Source organism: Angustibacter peucedani, from assembly GCF_054779595.1.
The window spans coordinates 1-20,338 of record NZ_BAAGXY010000107.1 but is presented as its reverse complement, the minus strand read 5'-3'; the positions used below and the strand labels follow the sequence as shown (position 1 = coordinate 20,338).

Sequence of the window (20,338 nt, the reverse complement as noted above, 5' to 3'; positions counted from 1 at the left end):
CAAGTCGGAGGCCAAGCGGTCTTAGGAAGACAAACGGTAATGGCAACTCCTTGGCTCACAGAACGACATGGCTACGATCCGACTTGGCGCGCGCGCGGTGCACCGCCCGGCGCGCGGCGGGAGCCGCCTGGGCGTAGACCCCCGAGCGCACCAGGCCGTGGCGGAACACCACGCCGTCCGGCTCGACGTGCAGCAGGTCGGCCTCCTGGGCGGCGTCCAGGTCGCCGACGGAGACGCCGAGGGCCTCGCACGCCCGGGCCACCAGCCCGAGGTCCGGGCCGGCCGCCGCGGCGACCAGCACGGCCGTGCGCGCGGCGGGCTCGAGCTGCTCGGCGCGGCGGGCGAAGGTGCGGGCCAGCTCGGCCGGCACCGGGACAGGCGCGTCGGGCGGCAGCGCGTCCAGCACCTCGGCATCACGGGCCAGCTCGAGCAGCGCGAGCGGGTTGCCGCCCGTGACCGCCCGCAGCCGGGCCAGGACGTCGGCACCCAGCCGGTGACCGGACGCCTGCACCAGCGCGTCGGCGTCCGCGTCGGGCAGGCCGCGCACCGCCAGCTCGGGCAGCCCCGCCTCGGTGACCGCGCTCGGCACGCCCTCGCGCACGCCGGGCAGCACCGCCAGCGGGTCGGCCGTCAGCCGCCGCGCGGCGAAGCAGAGCGCCTGCGCCGACGGCCGGTCGAGCAGGTGGGCGTCGTCGACCACCACCGCGACCGCGAGCTCCTCGGCCAGCCGGCGCAGCAGGCCGAGCGTCGCGGCGCCCACCGCGAACCGGTCGTCGGCGACGCCGGGCCGCAGCGCGAGCGCGGCCGCGAGCGCCTCGGCCTGCGGCCCGGGGATCGCGTCGAGATGGGTCAGCGCCGGGCGCAGCAGCTGCAGCAGCCCGCCGAACGGCACCTCCGCCTCGGCCTCGGAGCCGGTCGCCCGCAGCACCCGCATGCCGTGGTCGTCCGCCGTCCCCGCCGCGGTCTCGAGCAGCGCGGACTTGCCGATGCCGGCCTCGCCCACCAGCACCAGCACCCCGCTCTGGCCCACGCGCGCGCCCGCCACCAGGGCGTCCACGACCTGGCGCTCGCGCTCACGTCCCACCAGCACGTCCACGAGTCTAGGGAGCGACCAGGGGGGGCCCCTGATGCGATCGTGGGGCCTGCAGCCGCAACCTCGGTGGGACGCGCAACGGTGCGCCCGACCCGAGGAGACCCGCATGACGACCACCGAGACCGACCTCAGCGCCCGCCCGATCGACCCCGACAAGCTGATGGCGTTCGTGTTCCGCGCCGTCGACGAGGTCGGCGCCACGCTCAACACCGCGCTCGTCGTCATGGGCGACCAGCTCGGCTACTACCGGACGATGGCCGACGGGGCGCCGATCACGCCGGCCCACCTGGCCGAGCGCACCGGCACCGGCGAGCACTACGCCCGCGAGTGGCTGAACGCGCAGGCCGCGGGCGGCTACGTCGAGCGCGACCCCGAGACCCGCACCTACACCCTGCCGGCCGAGCACGCCGCCGCCCTGGTCGACGAGCAGAGCCCCGCGTACCTGCCGGGCTTCTTCCAGATCGCGCACGGCACCGTGCGCGACGCGCCCGACGTCCTGGCCGTGGCGCGCGACGGCGACGGCGTCGGCTGGCACGCGCACAACGGCGACGTCCACGTGGGCTGCGAGCGGTTCTTCCGCACGATGTACAACGGCCACCTGATCGGCGAGTGGCTGCCCGCGCTCGACGGCGTCGTCGACAAGCTGGACGCCGGCGCCACCGTCGCCGACGTCGGCTGCGGGCACGGCGCGTCGACGATCCTGATGGCCCGCTCGTTCCCGCGGTCGCGGTTCGTCGGCTCGGACTACCACGAGGGCTCGATCGAGGTCGCGCGCCAGCGGGCCCGCGATGCGGGCGTCGAGGACCGCGTCACCTTCGAGGTGCAGCCCGCGTCGTCGTTCACCGGCGAGGGCTTCGACCTGGTGACGATGTTCGACTGCCTGCACGACATGGGCGACCCGGTCGGCGCCGCGCGCCACGTGCGCCAGGCGCTCGCGGACGACGGCACCTGGCTCGTCGTCGAGCCGATGGCCGGCGACGCGGTGGAGGACAACCTCAACCCGGTCGGTCGCGCGTACTACGGCTTCTCGACGTTGCTGTGCACGCCGGCGTCGCTGTCGCAGGACGTCGGCCTCGCCCTGGGCACCCAGGCCGGCCCGGCCAAGATCCGGGACGTCTCGACCACCGCGGGCTTCCAGCGGTTCCGCACCGCGGCGACCACGCCGTTCAACAACGTGTTCGAGATCCGCCCGTGACGCAGGCCCGACGGGCTGACGGCGGCCCGGCCACGGAGCACACTGCTGCTGTGCCGACGCACGGTGCGCAGGGTGACCCGAGCCGGGCCGCCGACCCCGACCGGGCCGGCGTCGCCCGGCGCGACGGCGTCGACCTGGCCTGGGAGGTCTTCGGCGAGCAGCACCGCACGACGGTGCTGCTCGTGCCGACCTGGGCGGTCGTGCCGTCGCGGTTCTGGAAGGCCCAGGTCGGCTACCTGTCGCGCCGCTACCGCGTCGTCACGTTCGACGGCCGGGGCAGCGGCCGGTCGGGCCGGCCGTCGGGCGCCGCCGCGTACACCGACGAGCAGCACGCCGCCGACGTCCTGGCCGTGCTCGACGCGACCGGCACCGAGCAGGCGGTCCTGGTGTCGCTGTCGTGCGGGGCGGCGTGGTCGGTGCACGTCGCCACGCAGGCGCCCGAGCGCGTGCTGGGGGTGTTCGCGATCGCGCCGTCGTGCGGTCTGGACGTGCCGAGCCCCTCGCGCGACCACGTGCTGTGGGACGCGCGGCTCGACACCACCGAGGGCTGGGCGAAGTACAACGAGCACTACTGGCTCGAGGGCGGCTACGACGACTTCGTCGACTTCTTCTTCGCCCGCATGTTCAGCGAGCCGCACTCGACGAAGCAGGTCGAGGACTGCACCGGCTGGGCGCACGAGACGACGCCGCGGACCGTGGCCGACACCACGGCCGGGCGCCTCGGCTGCCACGGCGCGATCTGCACCCCGCTAGAACCGTTGTGCCACAAGGTGTCCTGCCCCGTGACGGTCGTGCACGGCACGGACGACCAGATCCGGCCCCACGCGATCGGCGAGCGGCTGGCCGAGCTCACCGGCGGGTCGCTGGTGCTCGTCGAGGGCGGTGGGCACGGCATCCCGGCCCGCGACCCGGTGCGCACCAACCACCTGATCAGCGCCTTCGTCGACCAGGTCAGCCCGCCACCCCCGACCCGCACCACCTGGGTGCGCGCCGCCAGCCGGCCGCGGCGGGCGCTGTACCTGTCCTCGCCGATCGGCCTCGGGCACGCCCGGCGCGACGTCGCGGTCGCGGACGAGCTGCGGCGGCTGCGGCCCGACGTCCAGGTCGACTGGCTGGCCCAGCACCCGGTGACGTCGGTGCTGGCGTCGCACGGCGAGACCGTGCACCCGGCGTCCTCGGCCCTGCGCTCGGAGTCGGCGCACGTCGAGCACGAGTCCGGCGAGCACGACCTGCACGCGTTCCAGGCGATCCGCCGCATGGACGCGGTGCTGGTGCACAACTTCATGGTCTTCTCCGACGTGGTCCAGGACGGCGCCTACGACCTGGTGGTGGCCGACGAGGCCTGGGACGTCGACCACTTCCTGCACGAGAACCCCGAGCTCAAGCGGTTCTCGTTCGCCTGGATGACCGACTTCGTCGGCTGGCTGCCGATGCCGGACGGCGGTCCGGCCGAGGCCGCGCTCACCGCCGACCTCAACGCCGAGATGCTCGAGCAGCGGGCCCGGTTCCGCCGCGTCCGCGACCGCTCGGTGTTCGTCGGCACGCCCGGCGACGTCGTCGACGCGAGCTTCGGCCCGGGCCTGCCCGGCATCCGGGAGTGGACGACGGAGCACTTCGACTACTCCGGGTACGTCACGGGTTTCGACCCCGCGGCGGCCTCCCACCCGACGGCCACGACCGCGCTGCGCACCGAGCTCGGGGTGGCCGACGACGAGCTGCTCTGCCTGGTGACCGTCGGCGGCTCGGCCGTCGGCGGGTCGCTGCTGCGCCGGGTGCTCGACGCCGTCGCACCGGCCCGCCGGCTGCTGCCCGAGCTGCGCTTCGTCGTCGTCACCGGGCCGCGGATCGACCCGGCCTCGCTGCCGGTCGTCGACGGCGTGCAGGTGCTCGGGTACGTGCCCGAGCTCTACCGGCACCTGGCTGCGTGCGACGTCGCGGTGGTGCAGGGCGGGCTCACGACGTGCATGGAGCTGACCGCGCTGCGACGCCCGTTCGTCTACGTGCCGCTGCGCCACCACTTCGAGCAGACCTTCCACGTGCGGCAGCGCCTCGACCGGTACGAGGCCGGGCGCTTCCTGGCCTACGAGGACGCGGTCGACCCCGAGGCGCTGGCCGAGGCGATCGCCAAGGAGGCCCGGCGCGAGGTGGCCTACCAGCCGGTCGAGTCCGACGGCGCGGCCCGGGCGGCGGCGCTGCTCGCGGACCTGTTCTGAGGGCCGGTCAGCGCGGGCGCGGGATGTCGATGCCCGCGGGGAGCTGGTCGTCCGGCCAGCCGAGCAGCTCGACCGCGGTGCGGAAGGCGTAGCGGTCGGTCATGCCGCCGACGTAGGTGACCGCGGCGCGCACGGCGTCGTCGGGGAGCTGGAAGTCGCGCGGCAGGGTCTGCGGCCGCTCGACGTAGTGCTCGACGAGGGCGCGCAGCACCTTCACCACGGCGGCGCTCTGGGCGAGCGCCTCGGGCCGGGTGTAGATCCGCTCGTAGTTGAAGGAGCGCAGCGCGGCCAGGGCCTGCGCGGGCTCGGCCGCCATGCCGATCACGCCGGTGCTCGTCGTCGTCCGCACCAGCTCGCCGACGAAGGTGCCCAGCTGCGCGCGGCGGGTGCGCCCGCAGACCGCGGCGACGTCGTCCGGCAGGTCGTCGGGACCGACGATGCCGGCGTGCACGGCGTCCTCGAGGTCGTGCGCGGTGTACGCGATGCGGTCGGCCCAGCTGACGACGACGCCCTCGGGGGTGGTCGGCGCGGGGCGCGACCACGAGTGGTTGCGGATGCCGTCGAGGGTCTGGACGCACAGGTTGAGCGGCACCAGGACGACGTCGGCGCCCCACACGGCATGGTCGTAGCCGCCGGGCAGGAAGGCGTCGAACGCCTCCTCGCTCGCGTGCCCGCCGGGGCCGTGCCCGCAGTCGTGGCCGATCGCGATGGCCTCGGTCAGCGCGACGTTCAGCCCGCAGCCGCGCGCGACGGACGTCGCGACCTGCGCCACCTCGAGCGCGTGCGTCAGCCGGGTGCGCTGGTGGTCGGCGGGGTGCACGAAGACCTGGGTCTTGCCGGCCAGGCGCCGGAACGCCGCCGAGTGCAGGACGCGGTCGCGGTCGCGCTCGAAGCAGGTGCGCTCGGGATCGGGCTCCTCGGCGCGCGCCCGCTGCCCGGCGCCGAACGCGCGGGTCGCCGCCGGCTGCAGCAGCGCCTCCTCGAGCTCCTCGCGCACCTCGCGGCCGCGGGGCGGTCGCGGCACGACGCGCGGCTCGGCGTCGGCGTGCGCGGTGACGACGCCGTCGGTGCCGGCGTGGCCGGCCATGGTCGAGGCCCAGGCGCGCGAGCGGTCGGACGGCGCGCTCACGAGAGCGTCTTCCGCACGCTGTAGGCCAGGAACGCCGCGGTCTCGCGCGTCACGTACCGCACCTTCACGCCCAGCCCGGCGACCGAGGGGCCGGTGCGCGTCGGCGAGCCGTAGGCCGTGATGCCCTGGTCCTCGAGCATCGTCGTGCTGCGCAGCTCGTGCCACGGGTCGGTGACGACGATCGCGGTGCTGCGGTGGTCGTCGCGCAGGACCTGGGCGGCCGAGCGGATGCTGCCGAGCGTGTCGTTGCCCTCCCCCACCGCCTGCACCGCGGACGACGGGACGCCGTGGTCGACCAGCCAGGTGCGGCCCGCCTCGCCCTCGGTGAACCGGTCGCCCGGCCGCTTGCCCCCCAGCGTCAGGATCCGCGGCGCGGCGCCGGACTCGTACAGATCGCGCGCGTGCTCGAGACGCGCCACCAGGTACTGCTGGGGCGTGCCGTCGAACTGCGCGGCGCCCAGCACGAGGATCGCGTCCGCCGTGCGGGCCTCGTCGGTGCGCCCGTGCTGGACGACGGCCGCTGCCGTCAGCACGAAGACGACCAGCGCGACGCAGACCGCCGCCACCACCACGGTGCGGACGGCGCGCAGCACCCGTCCGGCGCGCCGGGCTCGAGGTCGGGTGCGGGCGGCAGCGCTAGCCACCGCTCACCGACAGCTCGGCGTCCCGGATCATCCGGGCGGCCTCGCCCTCGAGCTCGCGCGAGTCCAGCCAGCCCTCCGGCAGCGCCACGCGCTTCTGCGGCGTGCCGGCCCGGCCGCGCTGGCCCTCGGCCGGCTCGCCGGGCCAGGGCTGCGACAGGTCGAGCTCGGCGACGAGCTCGTCGAGCCGGGCCAGGCTCTCGACCAGCCCGAGCTGGGCCCGCACCTGCTGGCCGACGACGAAGCCCTTGAGGTACCAGGCCACGTGCTTGCGGATGTCGCGGCAGGCCTTGAGGTCGCCGTCGTGGCCGGCCGCCTCGTAGTGCTCGGCCAGCAGCTCGGTGTGCCGGCGCAGGGCGGCGGCGACCTCGGCCAACGTCGGGCGCACCCGCACCTCGTGGCCGCTGAACGCGGCGGCCAGGTCGGCGAACAGCCACGGGCGGCCGAGGCAGCCGCGCCCGACGACCACGCCGTCGCAGCCGGTCTGCCGCACCATCTCGAGCGCGTCGTCGGCGCTCCACACGTCCCCGTTGCCGAGGACCGGCACGGTGGTGACGGCCTCCTTGAGCCGGGCGATCGCCGTCCAGTCGGCGTGGCCGGAGTAGTGCTGGGCCGCCGTCCGGCCGTGCAGGCTGACCGCGGCCACGCCCTCGTCCTCGGCCGTGCGACCGGCGTCCAGGTAGGTCAGGTGGTCGTCGTCGACGCCCTTGCGCATCTTCACCGTCACCGGGACGCCCGCCGGTGCGGCCGCGCGCACCGCGGCGCGCACGATGTCGCGGAAGAGCGTGCGCTTCCAGGGCAGGGCCGAGCCGCCGCCCTTGCGCGTGACCTTGGGCACCGGGCAGCCGAAGTTGAGGTCGACGTGGTCGGCGCGGTCCTCGTCGACGAGCATCCGCACCGCCGCACCGACCGTCGTCGGGTCGACGCCGTAGAGCTGCACGCTGCGCGGGTGCTCGCCCGGGCCGTGCTGGATCAGCCGCATCGACTCCGGCGAGCGCTCGACTAGCGCCCGCGAGGTGACCATCTCGCTGACGTACAGGCCCGCGCCGACGCCGGGCAGCCCGGCGTCCGCGAGCGCCCGGCCCGCGAGCTCGCGGCACAGCTGGCGGAACGCCGCGTTGGTGATGCCCGCCATCGGCGCCAGCACGACGGGCGTGCCGATCCGGTGCGGCCCGATGGCCAGCGCCGGCGGCACGCGCGTGCGGGTCGCAGCAGCGGTAGCGGTCATGCCCCCAGTGTCCCAGGTCCGCGCCCCGCAGCCCAAAGCGTCAGAAGCCGGGCCCCTTCGGGAGCTCGAGGTCGGACTTGGCGAGCTCCTCGACGTTGACGTCCTTGAAGGTGATGACGCGCACGTTCTTGACGAAGCGGGCCGGGCGGTAGACGTCCCAGACCCAGGCGTCGCTCATCGTGACCTCGAAGTACACCTCGCCGCCGTCCGAGCGCACCTGGACGTCGACCGCGTTCGCCAGGTAGAAGCGGCGCTCGGTCTCGACCACGTGCGAGAACAGCCCGACGACGTCGCGGTACTCGCGGTACAGCGACAGCTCCATCTCGGTCTCGTAGTTCTCGAGGTCCTCGGCGCTCACTCAGGTCACCTCCGTCATCAGGCCATCATCGACCACGAAGGTCACCGGCTCGCCCGGGGGCGCGCCGACGAGGTCGACGTCGTCCGGCAGGTCGTCGTAGGGCGGCAGCCGCCACGAGCGACGGTGGTGCTCGCTGGCGCCGAGCTCGACGATGGCGGCCAGGTGGTCGGGCGAGGCGTAGCCCTTGTTCTCGTCCCAGCAGTAGCCGGGCAGCTCGGCGTGCAGCGCGACCATCCGGGTGTCGCGCTCGACCTTGGCCAGCACGCTCGCGGCCGCCACCGACGAGCACGTCATGTCGGCCTTGATCAGCGTGCGCACGGGCGGCGTGGGCAGGACGTCGTCGGCGAACGCGAGCAGCCCGACGGCGTTCGGGTCGGTGAGCCAGTCGTGGTTGCCGTCGAGCAGCACGAGGTCCGGGACGACGGGCAGGGCCGCGAGCGCCCGGCGCCCGGCCGCGCGCAGGGCCCCGAGGATGCCGAGGGCGTCGACCTCGTCCGGTCCGGCGTGGCCGACGGCCGAGGCGATGGCCCAGCGCCGGATGCGCGGCACGAGGGCCCGGCGCGCGGCGGGTGTCAGCAGCTTGGAGTCGCGCACGCCCTGCGGCGCCGTGCCGGTGGAGGCGTCGACCAGCACCACGCCCACGCTCGCCGGACCGGCGAGGGCGCCGCGTCCCACCTCGTCCATGGCCGCCAGCAGGGTGCGCCCCTCGCGCAGCAGGGCCCGCTCGGTGCGCAGGGACGGCGCGCGGCCGGCCGGGCTCATACGTCGACCTCGCGCGGCGCCGCGCCCTCGAGCCGTCCGGCCCGCTCGTCGTCCAGCAGGCGCGGCAAGAGGTCGGGCAGCGCGCTCGGGGTCAGGACGTCGTCCGTGGCGCGCAGCTCGTCCGCCGTCCACCACCGCAGGGCGTCGATCGTGCTCACCTCCAGGTCGGTCCAGCCGGCGCGGTCCGGGGCGAAGGCCGCCACCCGCAGCAGGTGCCACCGCTCGCGCAGGTCGAGCCGACCGGCACCCGGGCCGCCGAGCAGGTGCCGCCGGGTCCACACGCACGGTCCGAGGTCCTGCTCGCGGACGTCGAGCCCGAGCTCCTCGCGCAGCTCGCGGCACGCCGCCGCCCGCATCGTCTCACCGGGCTCGACCCCGCCGCCGGGCGGGAACCAGAACCTCGCGCCGTCGGAGGCGCGGGCGCGCATCAGCAGGACGCGGTCGTCGGGGTCGACCACCAGCACCCGCACGGTGGGGCGCACCGGTGCCGGGTCGAGCTCGCCGTGCAGCCGCCGCACCCAGGCGCTCATCGCCGGCGGCGACACCACCTCGCCGCGCGTCGCGACGTCGTCCAGCTCGTCGGCGGTCAGCCAGTGCTGGCCGCGGGTGAACGACAGCTCGGCGGCCGTCATGCCCGCGGGCACGGGGTCGAAGCGCGCGGTGCGCACGGCGTAGAAGGTGTTGTGCCCCAGGTAGCGCTGGCCGTCGTAGCCGAACTCGTTGCTCATCACGACCGCGGGTTCGCCGAGGTCGTCCAGGTGCAGGCCGAGCTCCTCCCACGCCTCGCGGACGGCTGCCTGCTCGGCGGTCTCGCCCGCCTCGACGCCGCCGCCCGGGCTGACCCAGCGGACGACGTCGGGCTCGGCCGGGTCGACCACCGCCTGCACGAGCACGGCGCCGTCCGGGTCGAGGCACAGCAGGCGCGCAGCCGCCCGCTCGACGAGCCCGCTCACGGCGACGAGCTGTCGACCTTCGCGAAGGTCGCCTCGGGTCGCGAGAGCCAGTCGGCCCGCGGGAAGGGCCAGACGATCGCGATGGCGCGGCCGGTGACCCGGCTCAGCGGCACGAAGCCCTTGTACCGCGAGTCCTCGGACTCCTGGCGGTGGTCGCCCATCACCCAGAGCTGGCCCTGCGGTACCTGGACGTCGAACGTCTTCTCGGACGGCTTGTCGCCCGGGTGCAGGTACGGCTCCTCGAGCGGGACGTCGTCGACGAGCACCCGGCCACCGGAGTCGCAGCACTTCACGTGGTCGCCGGGCAGCCCGATGACGCGCTTGATCAGGTGGTTGCCCGAGTCGTTGGGCAGCAGCCCGACGAAGGTCAGCACCTTGCGCACCGGACCGGCCGGGGCGGTCGGCTCGTCCGGCGGCAGCCAGTCGCCCGGGTCCTCGAACACGACGACGTCGCCGCGGTGCAGGTCGAACGGTCCGGGCGTCAGCTTGCTGACGACGACGCGGTCGCCGACCTTGAGCGTGTCCTCCATCGAGACCGAGGGGATGAAGAACGCCTGCACCAGGAACGTCTTGACCAGCAGCGACAGGCCGAGCGCGATGACCACGACGATGACGGTCTCGCGCAGCAGCGCCAACGGGCCGACCGGGGCGCGGTCGCGCTCCTTCTCGCGGCGACGGCGGCGCGGGCCGCGGGTGCGCACGTCGTCCGGGCCGCGCGCAGCGGTGGGCTCGTCGAACCGCTCGGACGTCGGCTCGGGGGTCGGCTCGCTCACCCGACGCCGCCGAGGTGGCTCAGCGGCCAGAACCGCACCACGACCTTGCCGATGACGCGGTCGAGCGGCACGGTGCCGCCGCCGGGGTCGCCCAGGTGGGCGCGGGAGTCGGCGGAGTCGCTGCGGTGGTCGCCCATGACCCACAGGCGACCCGGCGGGACGACGACGTCGAACGTCGTCGTGCTGGGCGCGTCGCCCTCCATCACGTAGGGCTCCTCGACGGCTCGGTCGTTCACGGTCAGGCGACCGGCCGCGTCGCAGCAGACGACGTGGTCGCCCGGCAGGCCGACGACCCGCTTGGTGAAGTCCTTCTCGGACGGCGAGACGCCGATGAACGCGCCGATGCTGCGCGCCACGCGCGGCAGCAGGCCCTGGGCCGGGGCGACCTCCTGCGACCCCGCGAACGAGTCGCGGCCGTCGAAGACGATCACGTCGCCGCGGTGCACGTCGCCCACGTGGTAGGCGAGCTTGGAGACCAGGACGCGGTCGCCGACCTGCAGCGTGGGCTCCATCGAGCCCGAGGGGATGTAGAACGCCTGCACCAGGAAGGTGCGCACGACGAGCGTGAGGACCAGCGCGATGCCGACGAGCGCCGGCAGGTCGCGCCACCAGGGACGCGCACCCGACGGCTCGTCGTGCAGCGCGGCAGCAGGGGCCGGACCGGCCTCACCGGCCGTGTCGCCTCGGGCAACGTCCATCACGGGCGAGCCTATCTCGCAGGGCCGTCCCCGCGGTGTGGCGGCGTGGGGTCAGTGCGAGACGGGCGTCTCGCGCTTCTCCTTGATCTTCGCCGCCTTGCCGCGCAGGTCGCGCAGGTAGTACAGCTTCGCGCGACGCACGTCACCGCGGCTGACGACCTCAATCTTGTCGATCACCGGGGAGTGCAGCGGGAAGGTGCGCTCGACGCCGACGCCGAAGCTGACCTTGCGGACGGTGAACGTCTCGCGGACGCCCTCGCCCTGCCGGCGGATGACCGCGCCCTGGAAGACCTGGATCCGCGACCGGCTGCCCTCGACGACCTTGACGTGCACCTTGAGGGTGTCACCGGGTCGGAAGGCGGGGACGTCGTCCCGCAGGCTGGCGGCGTCGACGGAGTCGAGGATGTGCATGGCGCAGTCGCTTTCTCGCAGGTGCCACGGGTCACCCACGACATCGGTTGGTCGGTGGTCGCCACCCTGGCGGCAGTGCGTCCTCCCCGTGGCGGGGACGCGGCCGGCTCGTGGCGCGAGGGCCCAGTCTGCCACAGGCGGGCGGCCGGGCCGAAATCGGCCGGTCACCCCTCGTGGTCGGCCGGGCCCCCGTCGGGCTCGAGGGCGGCGAGCAGGTCCGGGCGCCGCTCGGCGGTGCGTGCGAGCCGCTGCTCGTGCCGCCACCGGGCGATCGCGCCGTGGTTCCCCGAGAGCAGCACGTCGGGCACGTCGAGCCCGCGCCAGGACGCCGGCTTGGTGTAGACGGGGTACTCGAGCAGGCCGTCCTCGTGGCTCTCCTCCACCAGGCTCTCGGCGTTGCCCACGACGCCGGGCAGCAGCCGCGCCACCGCCTCGACCACCGCGAGCACCGCGACCTCGCCGCCGTTGAGCACGTAGTCGCCGACGCTGACGGGCGTGACCCGCCAGCGGGTGGCGGCGTCGTCCAGCACGCGCTCGTCGACGCCCTCGTAGCGGCCGCAGGCGAACGCCAGCCAGCGCTCCTGCGCCAGCTCGTGCGCCCAGACCTGGGTGAACGGCCGGCCGGACGGGCTGGGCACCAGCAGGTGCGGCGTCGCGGCGTCGTCCTGCAGGGCGGCGCGACCGGCTCCCTGCACGTGCTCGAGCGCCTCGCCCCACGGCTCGGGCCGCATCACCATGCCGGGGCCGCCGCCGTACGGCGTGTCGTCGACCGTGCGGTGCCGGTCGTGGGTGAAGTCGCGCAGGTCGTGCACCGCCAGGTCGAGCCGGCCCTGCTCGCGGGCCTTGCCGATCAGCGAGAGGTCCAGCGGGGCCAGGTAGTCCGGGAAGATCGTGACGACGTCGACGCGCACGGCTACCCCTCCTCCGGCAGGTCCTCGAACAGCCCGCCGGGCGGGTCGACGGTGACGACGCCGGCCGCGACGTCGACGTCCGGGACGAGCGCGGTGACGAAGGGCACCAGCACGTCGCGACCCGCGGTCGAGCGGACGACGAGCAGGTCCTGCGCTCCCCCGGCGTCCAGCCGCGCCACCTGGCCCAGCAGCTCGCCGTCCGGCGTCTGCACGCGCAGGCCGACCAGCTCGTCGGGGTACCAGGCGTCGGGGTCGTCGGAGGCCGCGACGTCGACGAGCAGCTGCACGCCGCGCAGGCCCTCGGCGGCGGTGCGGTCGGACGCCTGCTCGAACCGCAGCACCAGCACGCCGCCGTGGTCGCGCGCCGCGGCGAGCGTCAGCGGACCGGCGGACGGCGGGTCGGTGACGAAGGCGGCGCCGGGCACGAAGCGCTCACCGGGGTCGTCGGTGCGCACCTCGACGGTGACCTCGCCCTTGAGGCCGACGGCTCGGCCCACCCGGGCCACGACCCGTTCCATGCTCGCTCCTTCGTCCCGCGCGTCGCCGCTGCCACCAACGCCGCGCGCGCCCGGCGTCCGGTCCCGTGGGGAGCCGGTCGCCGGGCGCGCGCGGTCGGTGCTCTTCTGCTGGTGCTCGGTCAGCGCACCCGGTCGGTGTCGACGATGTCGACCCGCACCGAGCGGCCGTTGGCCAGCGCGCCGACGACGGTGCGCAGGGCGCTCGCCGTGCGGCCGGCCCGGCCGATGACCCGCCCGAGGTCGTCGGGGTGCACCCGGACCTCGAGCATCTCGCCGCGACGGCCGTCCTGGCGCCGGACGACGACGTCGTCCGGGTGCTCGACGATGCCGCGGACCAGGTGGTCGAGCGCGTTCTCGAGCACGCTCAGGCCTCGGTGCTCTCGGCCGGGGCCTCGTCGGCCTTCGGCTCCTCGGCCTTCGACTCCTCGGCCTTCGGCTCCTCGGCCTTCGGCTCGTCGGCCTTGGGCTCATCGGCCTTGGGCTCGGCCTTCTTGGCGGTCTTCTTGGCCTTGGGCGTGGTGGCGCCCTCCTTGACCTCGTCGCCGGAGCCGGACTTGGCGGCGGCGTCGAAGAGCGCGTCGCGGTCGGGCTTGGCCTCGGCCACGCGCAGCGTGCCCTCGGCGCCCGGCAGGCCCTTGAACTTCTGCCAGTCACCGGTGACCTTGAGCAGCGCGAGGACCTGCTCGGTCGGCTGCGCGCCGACGCCGAGCCAGTACTGCGCCCGCTCGGAGTCGATCTGGATGACCGAGGGGTCGTGGGTGGGGTGGTACTGCCCGATCTCCTCGATCGAGCGGCCGTCGCGCTTGGTGCGCGAGTCGGCCACGACGACGCGGTAGTACGGGGCCCGGATCTTGCCCAGGCGCTTGAGACGGATCTTGACGGCCACGGGTGTGGTCACTCCTGAATCTGCGAGGGTGGCGCGGCGGGCTCCCGGGTGGGGACTCGGGGGCCGTGGCGCACGGGACGCGGTCGGAGCCGGAGAGAGGGGCCGGCACCACCGGGTACGGCGGACCATTCTGCCAGACGTCCGACCCGTCCTCGACCACCGTCGGTGACGGACCACGGATCAGGGGCAGCGGGAACGGACGTCGAGCGCCAGCCGGGCGACCGCGCCGGGCGAGAGCGCCTCGGACGTCGGCACCCGCACCACCGGTCCCAGGCCCAGCGGCGAGGCGGCGGCCCAGCGCTCGCCCGCGGTCGTGGCCGGCACGTCGCACCAGACCTCGACGACCGCGGCCGGGTCGACGTCGGCGCCGCGCAGCCCGGCCTCGACCAGGGGTCGGACGTCGTCCCGCCACCAGCTCTCGACGACGGCGCCGGTGGGGCTGAAGGCCAGCAACGACCACAGCGCCTCGTGCGCCCCCGCCTCCTTCACGAGGTCCTTCTGCAGCAGCGGCAGGGCGAGCTCGGCGGCCAGCGCCCGCGCCACGGTCGTCTTCCCCGACCCCGGGCGGCCGTTGACGAGCACGACGCGGCGCCGGCGGGCGTGCGGGGCGTACGGCGTCGCGGGCCACTCCTCGCTGGTCACCGCGTACCGCTCGTGGTCGCGCCAGCTGCTGCCGTCGGGTCCGCCGAGCCACAGCATGCGCGGCGTCTCGCCCTCGTGCCGGAAGCCCAGCGAGCGCAGCACGCCGGCCGAGCGCGCGTTGCCCGGCTGCACGTTGGCCTCCACGCGGTGCAGGCCCATGCCGCCGTCCTCCAGCCGGCGGAAGGCGACGTCGACCACGAGCGAGAGCCCCTCGCGGAACAGGCCCGTGCCCACGTACGGGTCGTAGGCGTCGTACCCCATCGAGGCCGACAGGAACGTGCCGTGGACGACGTTCGAGACGTTCACCCGCCCGACCAGCCCGTGCGACCCCGCCGGGTCCAGGGCGCGCACCACGAAGGTGCGGCGGGACGGCGACTGCTCGGCGAGGTCCAGCTGCACCCGCTCGGGGTCGACCGGGTTCCAGCGCCCGATCCGCTCGGCCGAGGCCGCGACCGCGAGGCGGTAGGGCTCGACGTCCTGCGGGGCGACCGGCCGCACCAGCACGCGGGCGCCGCGCGCGGTCAGCTCCTCGGGGCCGTCGTCGCTCAGCACGTCGCGCCGCGCAGCACCACGGCCGCCGGGTGGGCCAGCACGCCGAGCTCCTCGCGCGGGTCGGTGCCGAGCACGACCAGGTCGGCCGAGGCGCCCTCCTCCAGCCCGGGGTGGCCGAGCCAGGCACGCGCGGACCAGCTCGCGGCGGCGAGCGCGTCGAGCCGGGGCAGGCCGGCCCGGTGCAGCTCGGCCACCTCGTCGGCCACCAGGCCGTGCGGCAGCGAGCCGCCGGCGTCGGTGCCGCAGTAGACGGGCACGCCCTCCTCGAAGGCCGAGCGCACCGTGTCGTAGCGGCGGGCGTGCAGGTCGCGCATGTGCCGGGCGTAGTCCGGGAACTTGGCCTCGCCGCTGTCGGCGATCGCGGGGAACGTCGCGATGTTGACCAGCGTGGGGACGATCGCGACGCCGCGCTCGGCAGCGGTCGCGACGGTGTCGGCGGTCAGGCCGCAAGCGTGCTCGACGCAGTCGATGCCCGCCGCGAGCAGGTCGGGCAGGCAGTCCTCGCCGAAGCAGTGCGCGGTGACCCGAGCCCCCTCCTCATGAGCTGCCGCCATCGCCTCGACCAGGACGTCGGCGGGCCAGCACGGCGCGAGGTCGCCGCTGTCGCGGTCGATCCAGTCGCCGACGAGCTTGACCCAGCCGTCGCCTGCCCGCGCCTCGGCGCGCACCTGCTCGACCAGCTGGTCGGGCTCGATCTCGTGGGCGTAGTTGCGGATGTACCGCCGGGTGCGCGCGATGTGCCGGCCGGCCCGCACGATCCGCGGCAGGTCGGGCTCGTCGTCCACCCAACGGGTGTCGGCCGGGCTGCCGGCGTCGCGGACCAGGAGCGTCCCGGCGTCGCGGTCGGCCTCGGCCTGCGCGCGCGACGTCGCGTCGTCGACCGCGCCGTGCGCGTCGAGCCCGACGTGGCAGTGCGCGTCGACCAGGCCGGGCAGCACGTGCCCGTCGAGCCGGACGACGTCCGCACCCGCCGCGGTCGGCCGCTCGAAGGTGACGCGGCCGCCGACCACCCACGCCTCGGCTCGCTCGTCGTGCGGCCCGACCAGCACCGGTCCGCTCAGGTGCAGGACGTCCTCGGGCATGGCCGTCACCCTAGACGCCGCCGCAGACCCGCGCCGCGTAGCGTCGGGCGCATGCCCGCCCGCCCTCCCCGCCCGTCCGCCGTCGCCGTCCTGGTGGCCACCACCGGGCTGCTGGCGGCGTGCAGCTCCGGCGGCACGAGCGCCGGGAGCGGGTCGACGACGACCGGCCCCGCGCCGTCCAGCGCCTCGTCGTCCAGCGGCACGTCGTCCCCGTCGACGCCGCCGAGCACCCTCACGACGACCACCCCGGCCCCGGACGCCGCGCAGCGGGCGCTCGCCCGGATGTCCCTGGCGCAGCAGGTCGGCCAGCTGGTCATGGTGGGTGGCCCGGCCAAGGGCGTCGGCGACCGCACCCTGGACGCCATCACCGAGGCGCACGTGGGCAACGCGATGCTCACGGGGCGCTCGTCCGCCGGCGTCGCGGCCACGGCGCGCGTGAGCGCGAAGCTGCAGGCACGGGCGACGCGGGCGGCCACGGCGGGCGTCCCGCTGCTCGTCGCCACCGACCAGGAGGGCGGCCTGGTGCAGGTGCTGCGCGGCGACGGCTTCACCGACGTCCCGAGCGGGCTCACCCAGGGCTCGTGGTCGCCAGACCGGTTGCAGCGCAACGCCCGCACGTGGGGCCAGCAGCTGCGGCGGGCCGGCGTGCGGGTCGACCTCGCCCCCGTGGCCGACACCGTGCCCGAGGCCACCAAGGAGTCGAACGCGCCGATCGGGCACTTCGACCGCGAGTACGGGGCGGACTCCCGCACGGTCGCGTCGCACGTCGTGGCGTTCGTGCGCGGGATGGCCGCCGCGGGCGTCGTCACGACCCCGAAGCACTTCCCGGGCCTCGGCCGGGTCGTCGGCAACACCGACACCACCGCCGACGTCACGGACGACGTCACGTCCCGCACCAGCAGCTACCTCGAGCCGTGGCGCGCGGCGATCGCGGCGGGCGCACCGGTCGTGATGACGTCGAGCGCCGTCTACTCGCGCATCGACCCCGACCACCCGGCGTGCTTCTCGCGCACCGTCGTCACCGGGCTGCTGCGCGGCGACCTCGGGTTCGACGGCGTGGTCATCAGCGACGACCTGGGCCAGGCGGTGGCGGTGCGGCGCTGGAGCCCGGGCTCGCGCGCGACGCAGTTCGTCGCGGCCGGCGGCGACCTGGTGCTGACGGTCGACCCGCGGCAGGCCGGGCCCATGGCGGCGGCGCTGCTCGCGAAGTCCCGGGCCAGCGCGACCTTCCGCGCGCAGGTCGCGGCGAGCGCCCTGCGGGTGCTGCGGCTCAAGCAGTCCGTCGGGCTGCTGGCGACGGGCTAGCGGCCGAGGAATTTCTCGAAGCCGGCGGGCAGCTGGTTCAGCGACTGCTGCGCCTCGTCGTCCGCCGCGGCCGCCCCGGCACCGAAGGACGAGCCGATCGCGTTCTCGCGCGCCTGCTCGGCCTTCAGCCCGGCCATCCGCTCCTGCTCGGCGCGCTTGGCGGGGTTGCCGCTCTTGCCCTTCTTGCGCTGCGGCGCCTTGTTCTTGGCCCGCTTGCCGCCGCTCATGCCCGGCACGTTGCCCATGCCGGGGATGCCGCCCATGCCGCGGCGCATCTGCTTCATCATCTTCTGCGCCTCGGTGAGGCGCTGCAGCAGCTCGTTCACGTCGCTGACCGAGCGCCCCGAGCCCTTGGCGATGCGGGCGCGGCGAGATCCGTTGATGACCTTGGGGTGCTGGCGCTCGTACGGTGTCATCGACTGGACCATCGCCTCGACGCGGTCGAACTCGCGCTCGTCGATGGAGTCGAGCTGCTCCTTCATCTGCGCCATGCCCGGCATCATCCCGAGCATCTTCTTCAGCGAGCCCATCTGCTTGACGGCCTGCATCTGCGCGAGGAAGTCGTCGAAGGTGAACTCCTCCTCCTCGACGAACTTGCGGGCCATCTTCTGCGCCTGGTCGGCGTCGAACGCCTTCTCGGCCTGCTCGATGAGCGTCATGACGTCGCCCATGTCGAGGATGCGCGAGGCCATGCGGTCGGGGTGGAAGACCTCGAAGTCCTCGAGCTTCTCGCCCGTGCTGGCGAACATGATCGGACGGCCGGTGACCGTCGCGACCGACAGCGCCGCACCACCGCGCGCGTCGCCGTCCAGCTTGGACAGGACGACGCCGGTGAAGTCGACGCCGTCGAGGAAGGCCTGCGCCGTGGTGACGGCGTCCTGGCCGATCATCGCGTCGATGACGAACAGGACCTCGTCGGGCTGCACGGCCGCGCGGATGTCGGCGGCCTGCTGCATCAGCACCTCGTCGATGCCGAGGCGGCCCGCGGTGTCGACGATGACGACGTCGTGGTGGCGGGCCGTGGCCTCGGCGACGCCGTCGCGCGCGACGGTCACGGGGTCGCCGACCGAGAGCTGCTCGGGGTCGCTGCCCTGGTTGCCCTTCTCGGGCGCGAAGACCGGCACTCCGGCACGCTCGCCCACCACCTGCAGCTGGGTCACCGCGTTGGGGCGCTGCAGGTCGGCCGCGACGAGCAGCGGCGTGTGGCCCTCGCCCTTGAGCCACAGCGCGAGCTTGCCGGCCAGGGTCGTCTTGCCGGCGCCCTGCAGGCCGGCCAGCATGATCACGGTCGGCGGCGTCTTGGCCAGCTGCACCCGCCGGGTCTGCCCGCCGAGCACCTGCACCAGCTCGTCGTTGACGATCTTGACGACCTGCTGGGCCGGGTTGAGCGCCCCGCTGACCTCGGCGCCGAGCGCGCGCTCGCGCACGGCCGCCGTGAACTGCTTGACGACCGGCAGGGCGACGTCGGCCTCGAGCAGCGCGGTGCGGATCTCGCGCACGGTGGCGGCGACGTCCTGCTCGGACAGCCGGCCCTTGCCGCGCAGGTTCTTGAACGTGGCGGTCAGGCGGTCGGACAGGGTGGCGAACACAGGCGGACCTCAGCTGCTGGACGTCGTCGGGATCGTCCCCAGCCTACTGTCCGCCCGGGACCTCGCTCGCGTCGACGAGCGCCGCGACCGTCGCCGCGACCCGGGACGGGGCGAGCGGACCACCACCTCGCTCGGCCAGGTACAGGGTGTCGACGGCCTGGCCCGCGTGCGTCGCGACGTGCGCCGAGCGGACGTCGACGTCGGCCGCCGCGAGCGCCCGGCCGAGCGCGTGCAGCAGGCCGGGCCGGTCGGCCGCCCGCACCTCGACGACGGTCGCCTGCTCCGACGCACCCGGCACCAGGACGGCGCGCGGCTGCGCGGGCACGCCCCGGCCGGGGCGGTAGGCGGCGTCACGGCGCCGCAGCCGGTCGAGCACGGTCGCGTCGCCGTCGGCGAGCCGGCGCAGCGCCAGGGTCAGCGTGGTGACGGGCGGCAGGTCGCCGTACGGCGCCGTGACCCACCAGCTGTCGACGGCCACCGCTCCCCCGTCGCCGTCGACGGTGCGCACGAGGGCCGAGCGCACGCTCAGCCCGTGCGAGGCCAGCAGCCCGGCGACGTCGCCGAACAGGCCCAGCCGGTCGGGGGCCACGACGGTGACGACGTGCATGCCGTCGACGCGGTCGACGTCCACGAGCGGGGCCCGCTGGGCACGCACCTGGGCCAGCAGGGTGCCCTCGCGCTCGGTGAGCGGCGCGGGCTCGGGCACGCCGGCGCCGGTGAGCACCGCCCGGGCGCGGGAGACGAGGTCGTCGACGAGCCGGGCCCGCCAGGCGCTCCAGGCCACCGGGCCGGCGGCGCGGGCGTCGGCCTCGGTGAGCGCGCGCAGCAGGTCCAGGACGTCGGCCCGCCCGTCGACCGCGGCGACGAGCGCCTCGACCGTGCGCGGGTCGTCGGGGTCGCGGCGCGTGGCCAGGTCGACGAGCGTGAGGTGCTCGCGCACCAGCCTCTCGACCACCTCCACGTCGCGGGGGCCGAAGCCGAGGTGCTCGGCGGCCTTGCGGGCGAGCGGCGCGCCGGTCGCGCTGTGGTCGGCGGCACCCGGCAGCTTGCCCAGGTCGTGCAGCAGCGCGGCCACGAGCAGCAGGTCGGGCCGCTCGACGTCCCGCAGCAGGTCGCTCGCGCGCACGACGGACTCGAGCAGGTGGCGGTCGACGGTGTGGCGGTGCACGGCGTTGCGCTGCGGTCGCGACCGGACGCCGTCCCAGCCCGGCACCCAGCGGCTGACGACGCCGGCCAGGTCGAGGGCCTCCCAGGTCGGCACGAGCGCGGGCCCGGCGCCCAGCAGGTCCAGGAACGTGTCGCGGGCCGCGGCCGGCCACGGGTCGGGCAGGGGCGCCGACTCCTCGGCCAGGTGCGTCACGGTCACCGGCGACAGCGGCAGCGCGTGCTGCGCGGCGGT

At 75.1% G+C, this 20,338-nt stretch carries 21 protein-coding genes; 3 read left to right on the top strand and 18 right to left on the bottom strand.

From position 1 onward, the window contains the following. Window positions 1–55 precede the first annotated feature (55 nt). Complete coding sequence (locus ACYVJ4_RS16325; RefSeq protein ID WP_460461198.1) at window positions 56–1,090, bottom strand: AAA family ATPase; 1,035 nt, start codon at window positions 1,088–1,090, stop codon at window positions 56–58. A 109-nt stretch (window positions 1,091–1,199) separates the two neighbouring features. On the opposite strand from ACYVJ4_RS16325, the gene ACYVJ4_RS16320 reads away from it, so the two are divergent. Together ACYVJ4_RS16320 and ACYVJ4_RS16315 are read left to right on the top strand one after the other, a co-directional pair. Further along, the gene (locus tag ACYVJ4_RS16320; RefSeq protein WP_460461197.1) at window positions 1,200–2,288 is read left to right on the top strand and encodes a class I SAM-dependent methyltransferase; all 1,089 of its coding nucleotides are present in this window, start codon (window positions 1,200–1,202) and stop codon (window positions 2,286–2,288) included. A gap of 50 nt (window positions 2,289–2,338) precedes the next feature. After that, window positions 2,339–4,501 (top strand): alpha/beta fold hydrolase, encoded by a 2,163-nt coding sequence (locus ACYVJ4_RS16315; protein WP_460461196.1) that lies wholly within the window; start codon window positions 2,339–2,341, stop codon window positions 4,499–4,501. A 7-nt stretch (window positions 4,502–4,508) separates the two neighbouring features. Here ACYVJ4_RS16315 and ACYVJ4_RS16310 read toward each other — a convergent pair whose 3' ends face one another. From ACYVJ4_RS16310 to ACYVJ4_RS16240, 15 genes are all read right to left on the bottom strand, one after another. Continuing rightward, on the bottom strand, window positions 4,509–5,630 hold the full coding sequence (locus ACYVJ4_RS16310; RefSeq protein ID WP_460461195.1) for an HD domain-containing protein: 1,122 nt from the start codon (window positions 5,628–5,630) through the stop codon (window positions 4,509–4,511). Continuing rightward, window positions 5,627–6,274 carry a YdcF family protein gene (locus ACYVJ4_RS16305; protein ID WP_460461194.1) on the bottom strand — a complete coding sequence of 216 codons (648 nt, stop codon included), beginning with the start codon at window positions 6,272–6,274 and terminating at the stop codon, window positions 5,627–5,629. Before ACYVJ4_RS16305 ends, ACYVJ4_RS16310 begins: the two co-directional genes overlap by 4 nt. Continuing rightward, entirely contained in the window at window positions 6,267–7,499 is a 1,233-nt protein-coding gene (dusB, locus tag ACYVJ4_RS16300) for a tRNA dihydrouridine synthase DusB (RefSeq protein WP_460461193.1), read from the bottom strand. Before dusB ends, ACYVJ4_RS16305 begins: the two co-directional genes overlap by 8 nt. A gap of 40 nt (window positions 7,500–7,539) precedes the next feature. Then, complete coding sequence (locus ACYVJ4_RS16295; protein ID WP_460461192.1) at window positions 7,540–7,857, bottom strand: DUF2469 domain-containing protein; 318 nt, start codon at window positions 7,855–7,857, stop codon at window positions 7,540–7,542. Next, a complete protein-coding gene (locus ACYVJ4_RS16290; RefSeq protein WP_460461191.1) occupies window positions 7,858–8,619 on the bottom strand; it encodes a ribonuclease HII in 762 nt (253 codons plus the stop codon). Continuing rightward, a complete protein-coding gene (locus ACYVJ4_RS16285) occupies window positions 8,616–9,572 on the bottom strand; it encodes an NUDIX hydrolase (protein ID WP_460461190.1) in 957 nt (318 codons plus the stop codon). Before ACYVJ4_RS16285 ends, ACYVJ4_RS16290 begins: the two co-directional genes overlap by 4 nt. Further along, window positions 9,569–10,345, bottom strand: a complete 777-nt coding sequence (lepB, locus tag ACYVJ4_RS16280) for a signal peptidase I (RefSeq protein ID WP_460461189.1) — start codon at window positions 10,343–10,345, stop codon at window positions 9,569–9,571. Before lepB (ACYVJ4_RS16280) ends, ACYVJ4_RS16285 begins: the two co-directional genes overlap by 4 nt. Further along, a complete protein-coding gene (gene lepB / locus ACYVJ4_RS16275; RefSeq protein WP_460461188.1) occupies window positions 10,342–11,043 on the bottom strand; it encodes a signal peptidase I in 702 nt (233 codons plus the stop codon). Before lepB (ACYVJ4_RS16275) ends, lepB (ACYVJ4_RS16280) begins: the two co-directional genes overlap by 4 nt. A 51-nt stretch (window positions 11,044–11,094) precedes the next feature. Then, window positions 11,095–11,454 (bottom strand): 50S ribosomal protein L19, encoded by a 360-nt coding sequence (gene rplS, locus ACYVJ4_RS16270; protein WP_460461187.1) that lies wholly within the window; start codon window positions 11,452–11,454, stop codon window positions 11,095–11,097. Window positions 11,455–11,618: 164 nt separating this feature from the next. Next, a complete protein-coding gene (gene trmD / locus ACYVJ4_RS16265; RefSeq protein ID WP_460461186.1) occupies window positions 11,619–12,365 on the bottom strand; it encodes a tRNA (guanosine(37)-N1)-methyltransferase TrmD in 747 nt (248 codons plus the stop codon). A 2-nt stretch (window positions 12,366–12,367) separates the two neighbouring features. Further along, window positions 12,368–12,883 (bottom strand): ribosome maturation factor RimM, encoded by a 516-nt coding sequence (gene rimM / locus ACYVJ4_RS16260; RefSeq protein ID WP_460461185.1) that lies wholly within the window; start codon window positions 12,881–12,883, stop codon window positions 12,368–12,370. A gap of 119 nt (window positions 12,884–13,002) precedes the next feature. Then, a complete protein-coding gene (locus ACYVJ4_RS16255; RefSeq protein ID WP_460461184.1) occupies window positions 13,003–13,245 on the bottom strand; it encodes an RNA-binding protein in 243 nt (80 codons plus the stop codon). 2 nt (window positions 13,246–13,247) lie between these two features. Beyond that, window positions 13,248–13,769 carry a 30S ribosomal protein S16 gene (gene rpsP, locus ACYVJ4_RS16250; protein WP_460461199.1) on the bottom strand — a complete coding sequence of 174 codons (522 nt, stop codon included), beginning with the start codon at window positions 13,767–13,769 and terminating at the stop codon, window positions 13,248–13,250. A 180-nt stretch (window positions 13,770–13,949) separates the two neighbouring features. Further along, the gene (locus ACYVJ4_RS16245; RefSeq protein WP_460461183.1) at window positions 13,950–14,963 is read right to left on the bottom strand and encodes a GNAT family N-acetyltransferase; all 1,014 of its coding nucleotides are present in this window, start codon (window positions 14,961–14,963) and stop codon (window positions 13,950–13,952) included. Continuing rightward, the gene (locus ACYVJ4_RS16240) at window positions 14,957–16,045 is read right to left on the bottom strand and encodes an amidohydrolase family protein (RefSeq protein WP_460461182.1); all 1,089 of its coding nucleotides are present in this window, start codon (window positions 16,043–16,045) and stop codon (window positions 14,957–14,959) included. The genes ACYVJ4_RS16245 and ACYVJ4_RS16240 overlap by 7 nt, the downstream gene beginning before the upstream one ends. 51 nt (window positions 16,046–16,096) lie before the next feature. Here ACYVJ4_RS16240 and ACYVJ4_RS16235 point away from each other — a divergent pair, with 51 nt between their 5' ends. Beyond that, on the top strand, window positions 16,097–17,350 hold the full coding sequence (locus ACYVJ4_RS16235) for a glycoside hydrolase family 3 N-terminal domain-containing protein (protein WP_460461181.1): 1,254 nt from the start codon (window positions 16,097–16,099) through the stop codon (window positions 17,348–17,350). Here the strand turns inward: ACYVJ4_RS16235 and ffh are convergent. Both ffh and ACYVJ4_RS16225 read right to left on the bottom strand, forming a co-directional pair. Then, a complete protein-coding gene (gene ffh, locus ACYVJ4_RS16230) occupies window positions 17,347–18,939 on the bottom strand; it encodes a signal recognition particle protein (protein WP_460461180.1) in 1,593 nt (530 codons plus the stop codon). The genes ACYVJ4_RS16235 and ffh overlap by 4 nt on opposite strands. 43 nt (window positions 18,940–18,982) lie before the next feature. After that, on the bottom strand, window positions 18,983–20,338 hold a 1,356-nt coding region (locus ACYVJ4_RS16225), incomplete at its 5' end, for an ACT domain-containing protein (RefSeq protein ID WP_460461179.1).

Excerpts from the sequence above, each read along its gene's own strand:
- rplS (WP_460461187.1), bottom strand. The coding sequence starts at position 11,454 with ATGCACATCCTCGACTCCGTCGACGCCGCCAGCCTGCGGGACGACGTC.
- ACYVJ4_RS16235 (WP_460461181.1), top strand. The coding sequence starts at position 16,097 with ATGCCCGCCCGCCCTCCCCGCCCGTCCGCCGTCGCCGTCCTGGTGGCC.
- rimM (WP_460461185.1), bottom strand. The coding sequence starts at position 12,883 with ATGGAACGGGTCGTGGCCCGGGTGGGCCGAGCCGTCGGCCTCAAGGGC.
- lepB (WP_460461188.1), bottom strand. The coding sequence starts at position 11,043 with ATGGACGTTGCCCGAGGCGACACGGCCGGTGAGGCCGGTCCGGCCCCT.
- ACYVJ4_RS16240 (WP_460461182.1), bottom strand. The coding sequence starts at position 16,045 with ATGCCCGAGGACGTCCTGCACCTGAGCGGACCGGTGCTGGTCGGGCCG.
- ACYVJ4_RS16290 (WP_460461191.1), bottom strand. The coding sequence starts at position 8,619 with ATGAGCCCGGCCGGCCGCGCGCCGTCCCTGCGCACCGAGCGGGCCCTG.
- dusB (WP_460461193.1), bottom strand. The coding sequence starts at position 7,499 with ATGACCGCTACCGCTGCTGCGACCCGCACGCGCGTGCCGCCGGCGCTG.
- ACYVJ4_RS16320 (WP_460461197.1), top strand. The coding sequence starts at position 1,200 with ATGACGACCACCGAGACCGACCTCAGCGCCCGCCCGATCGACCCCGAC.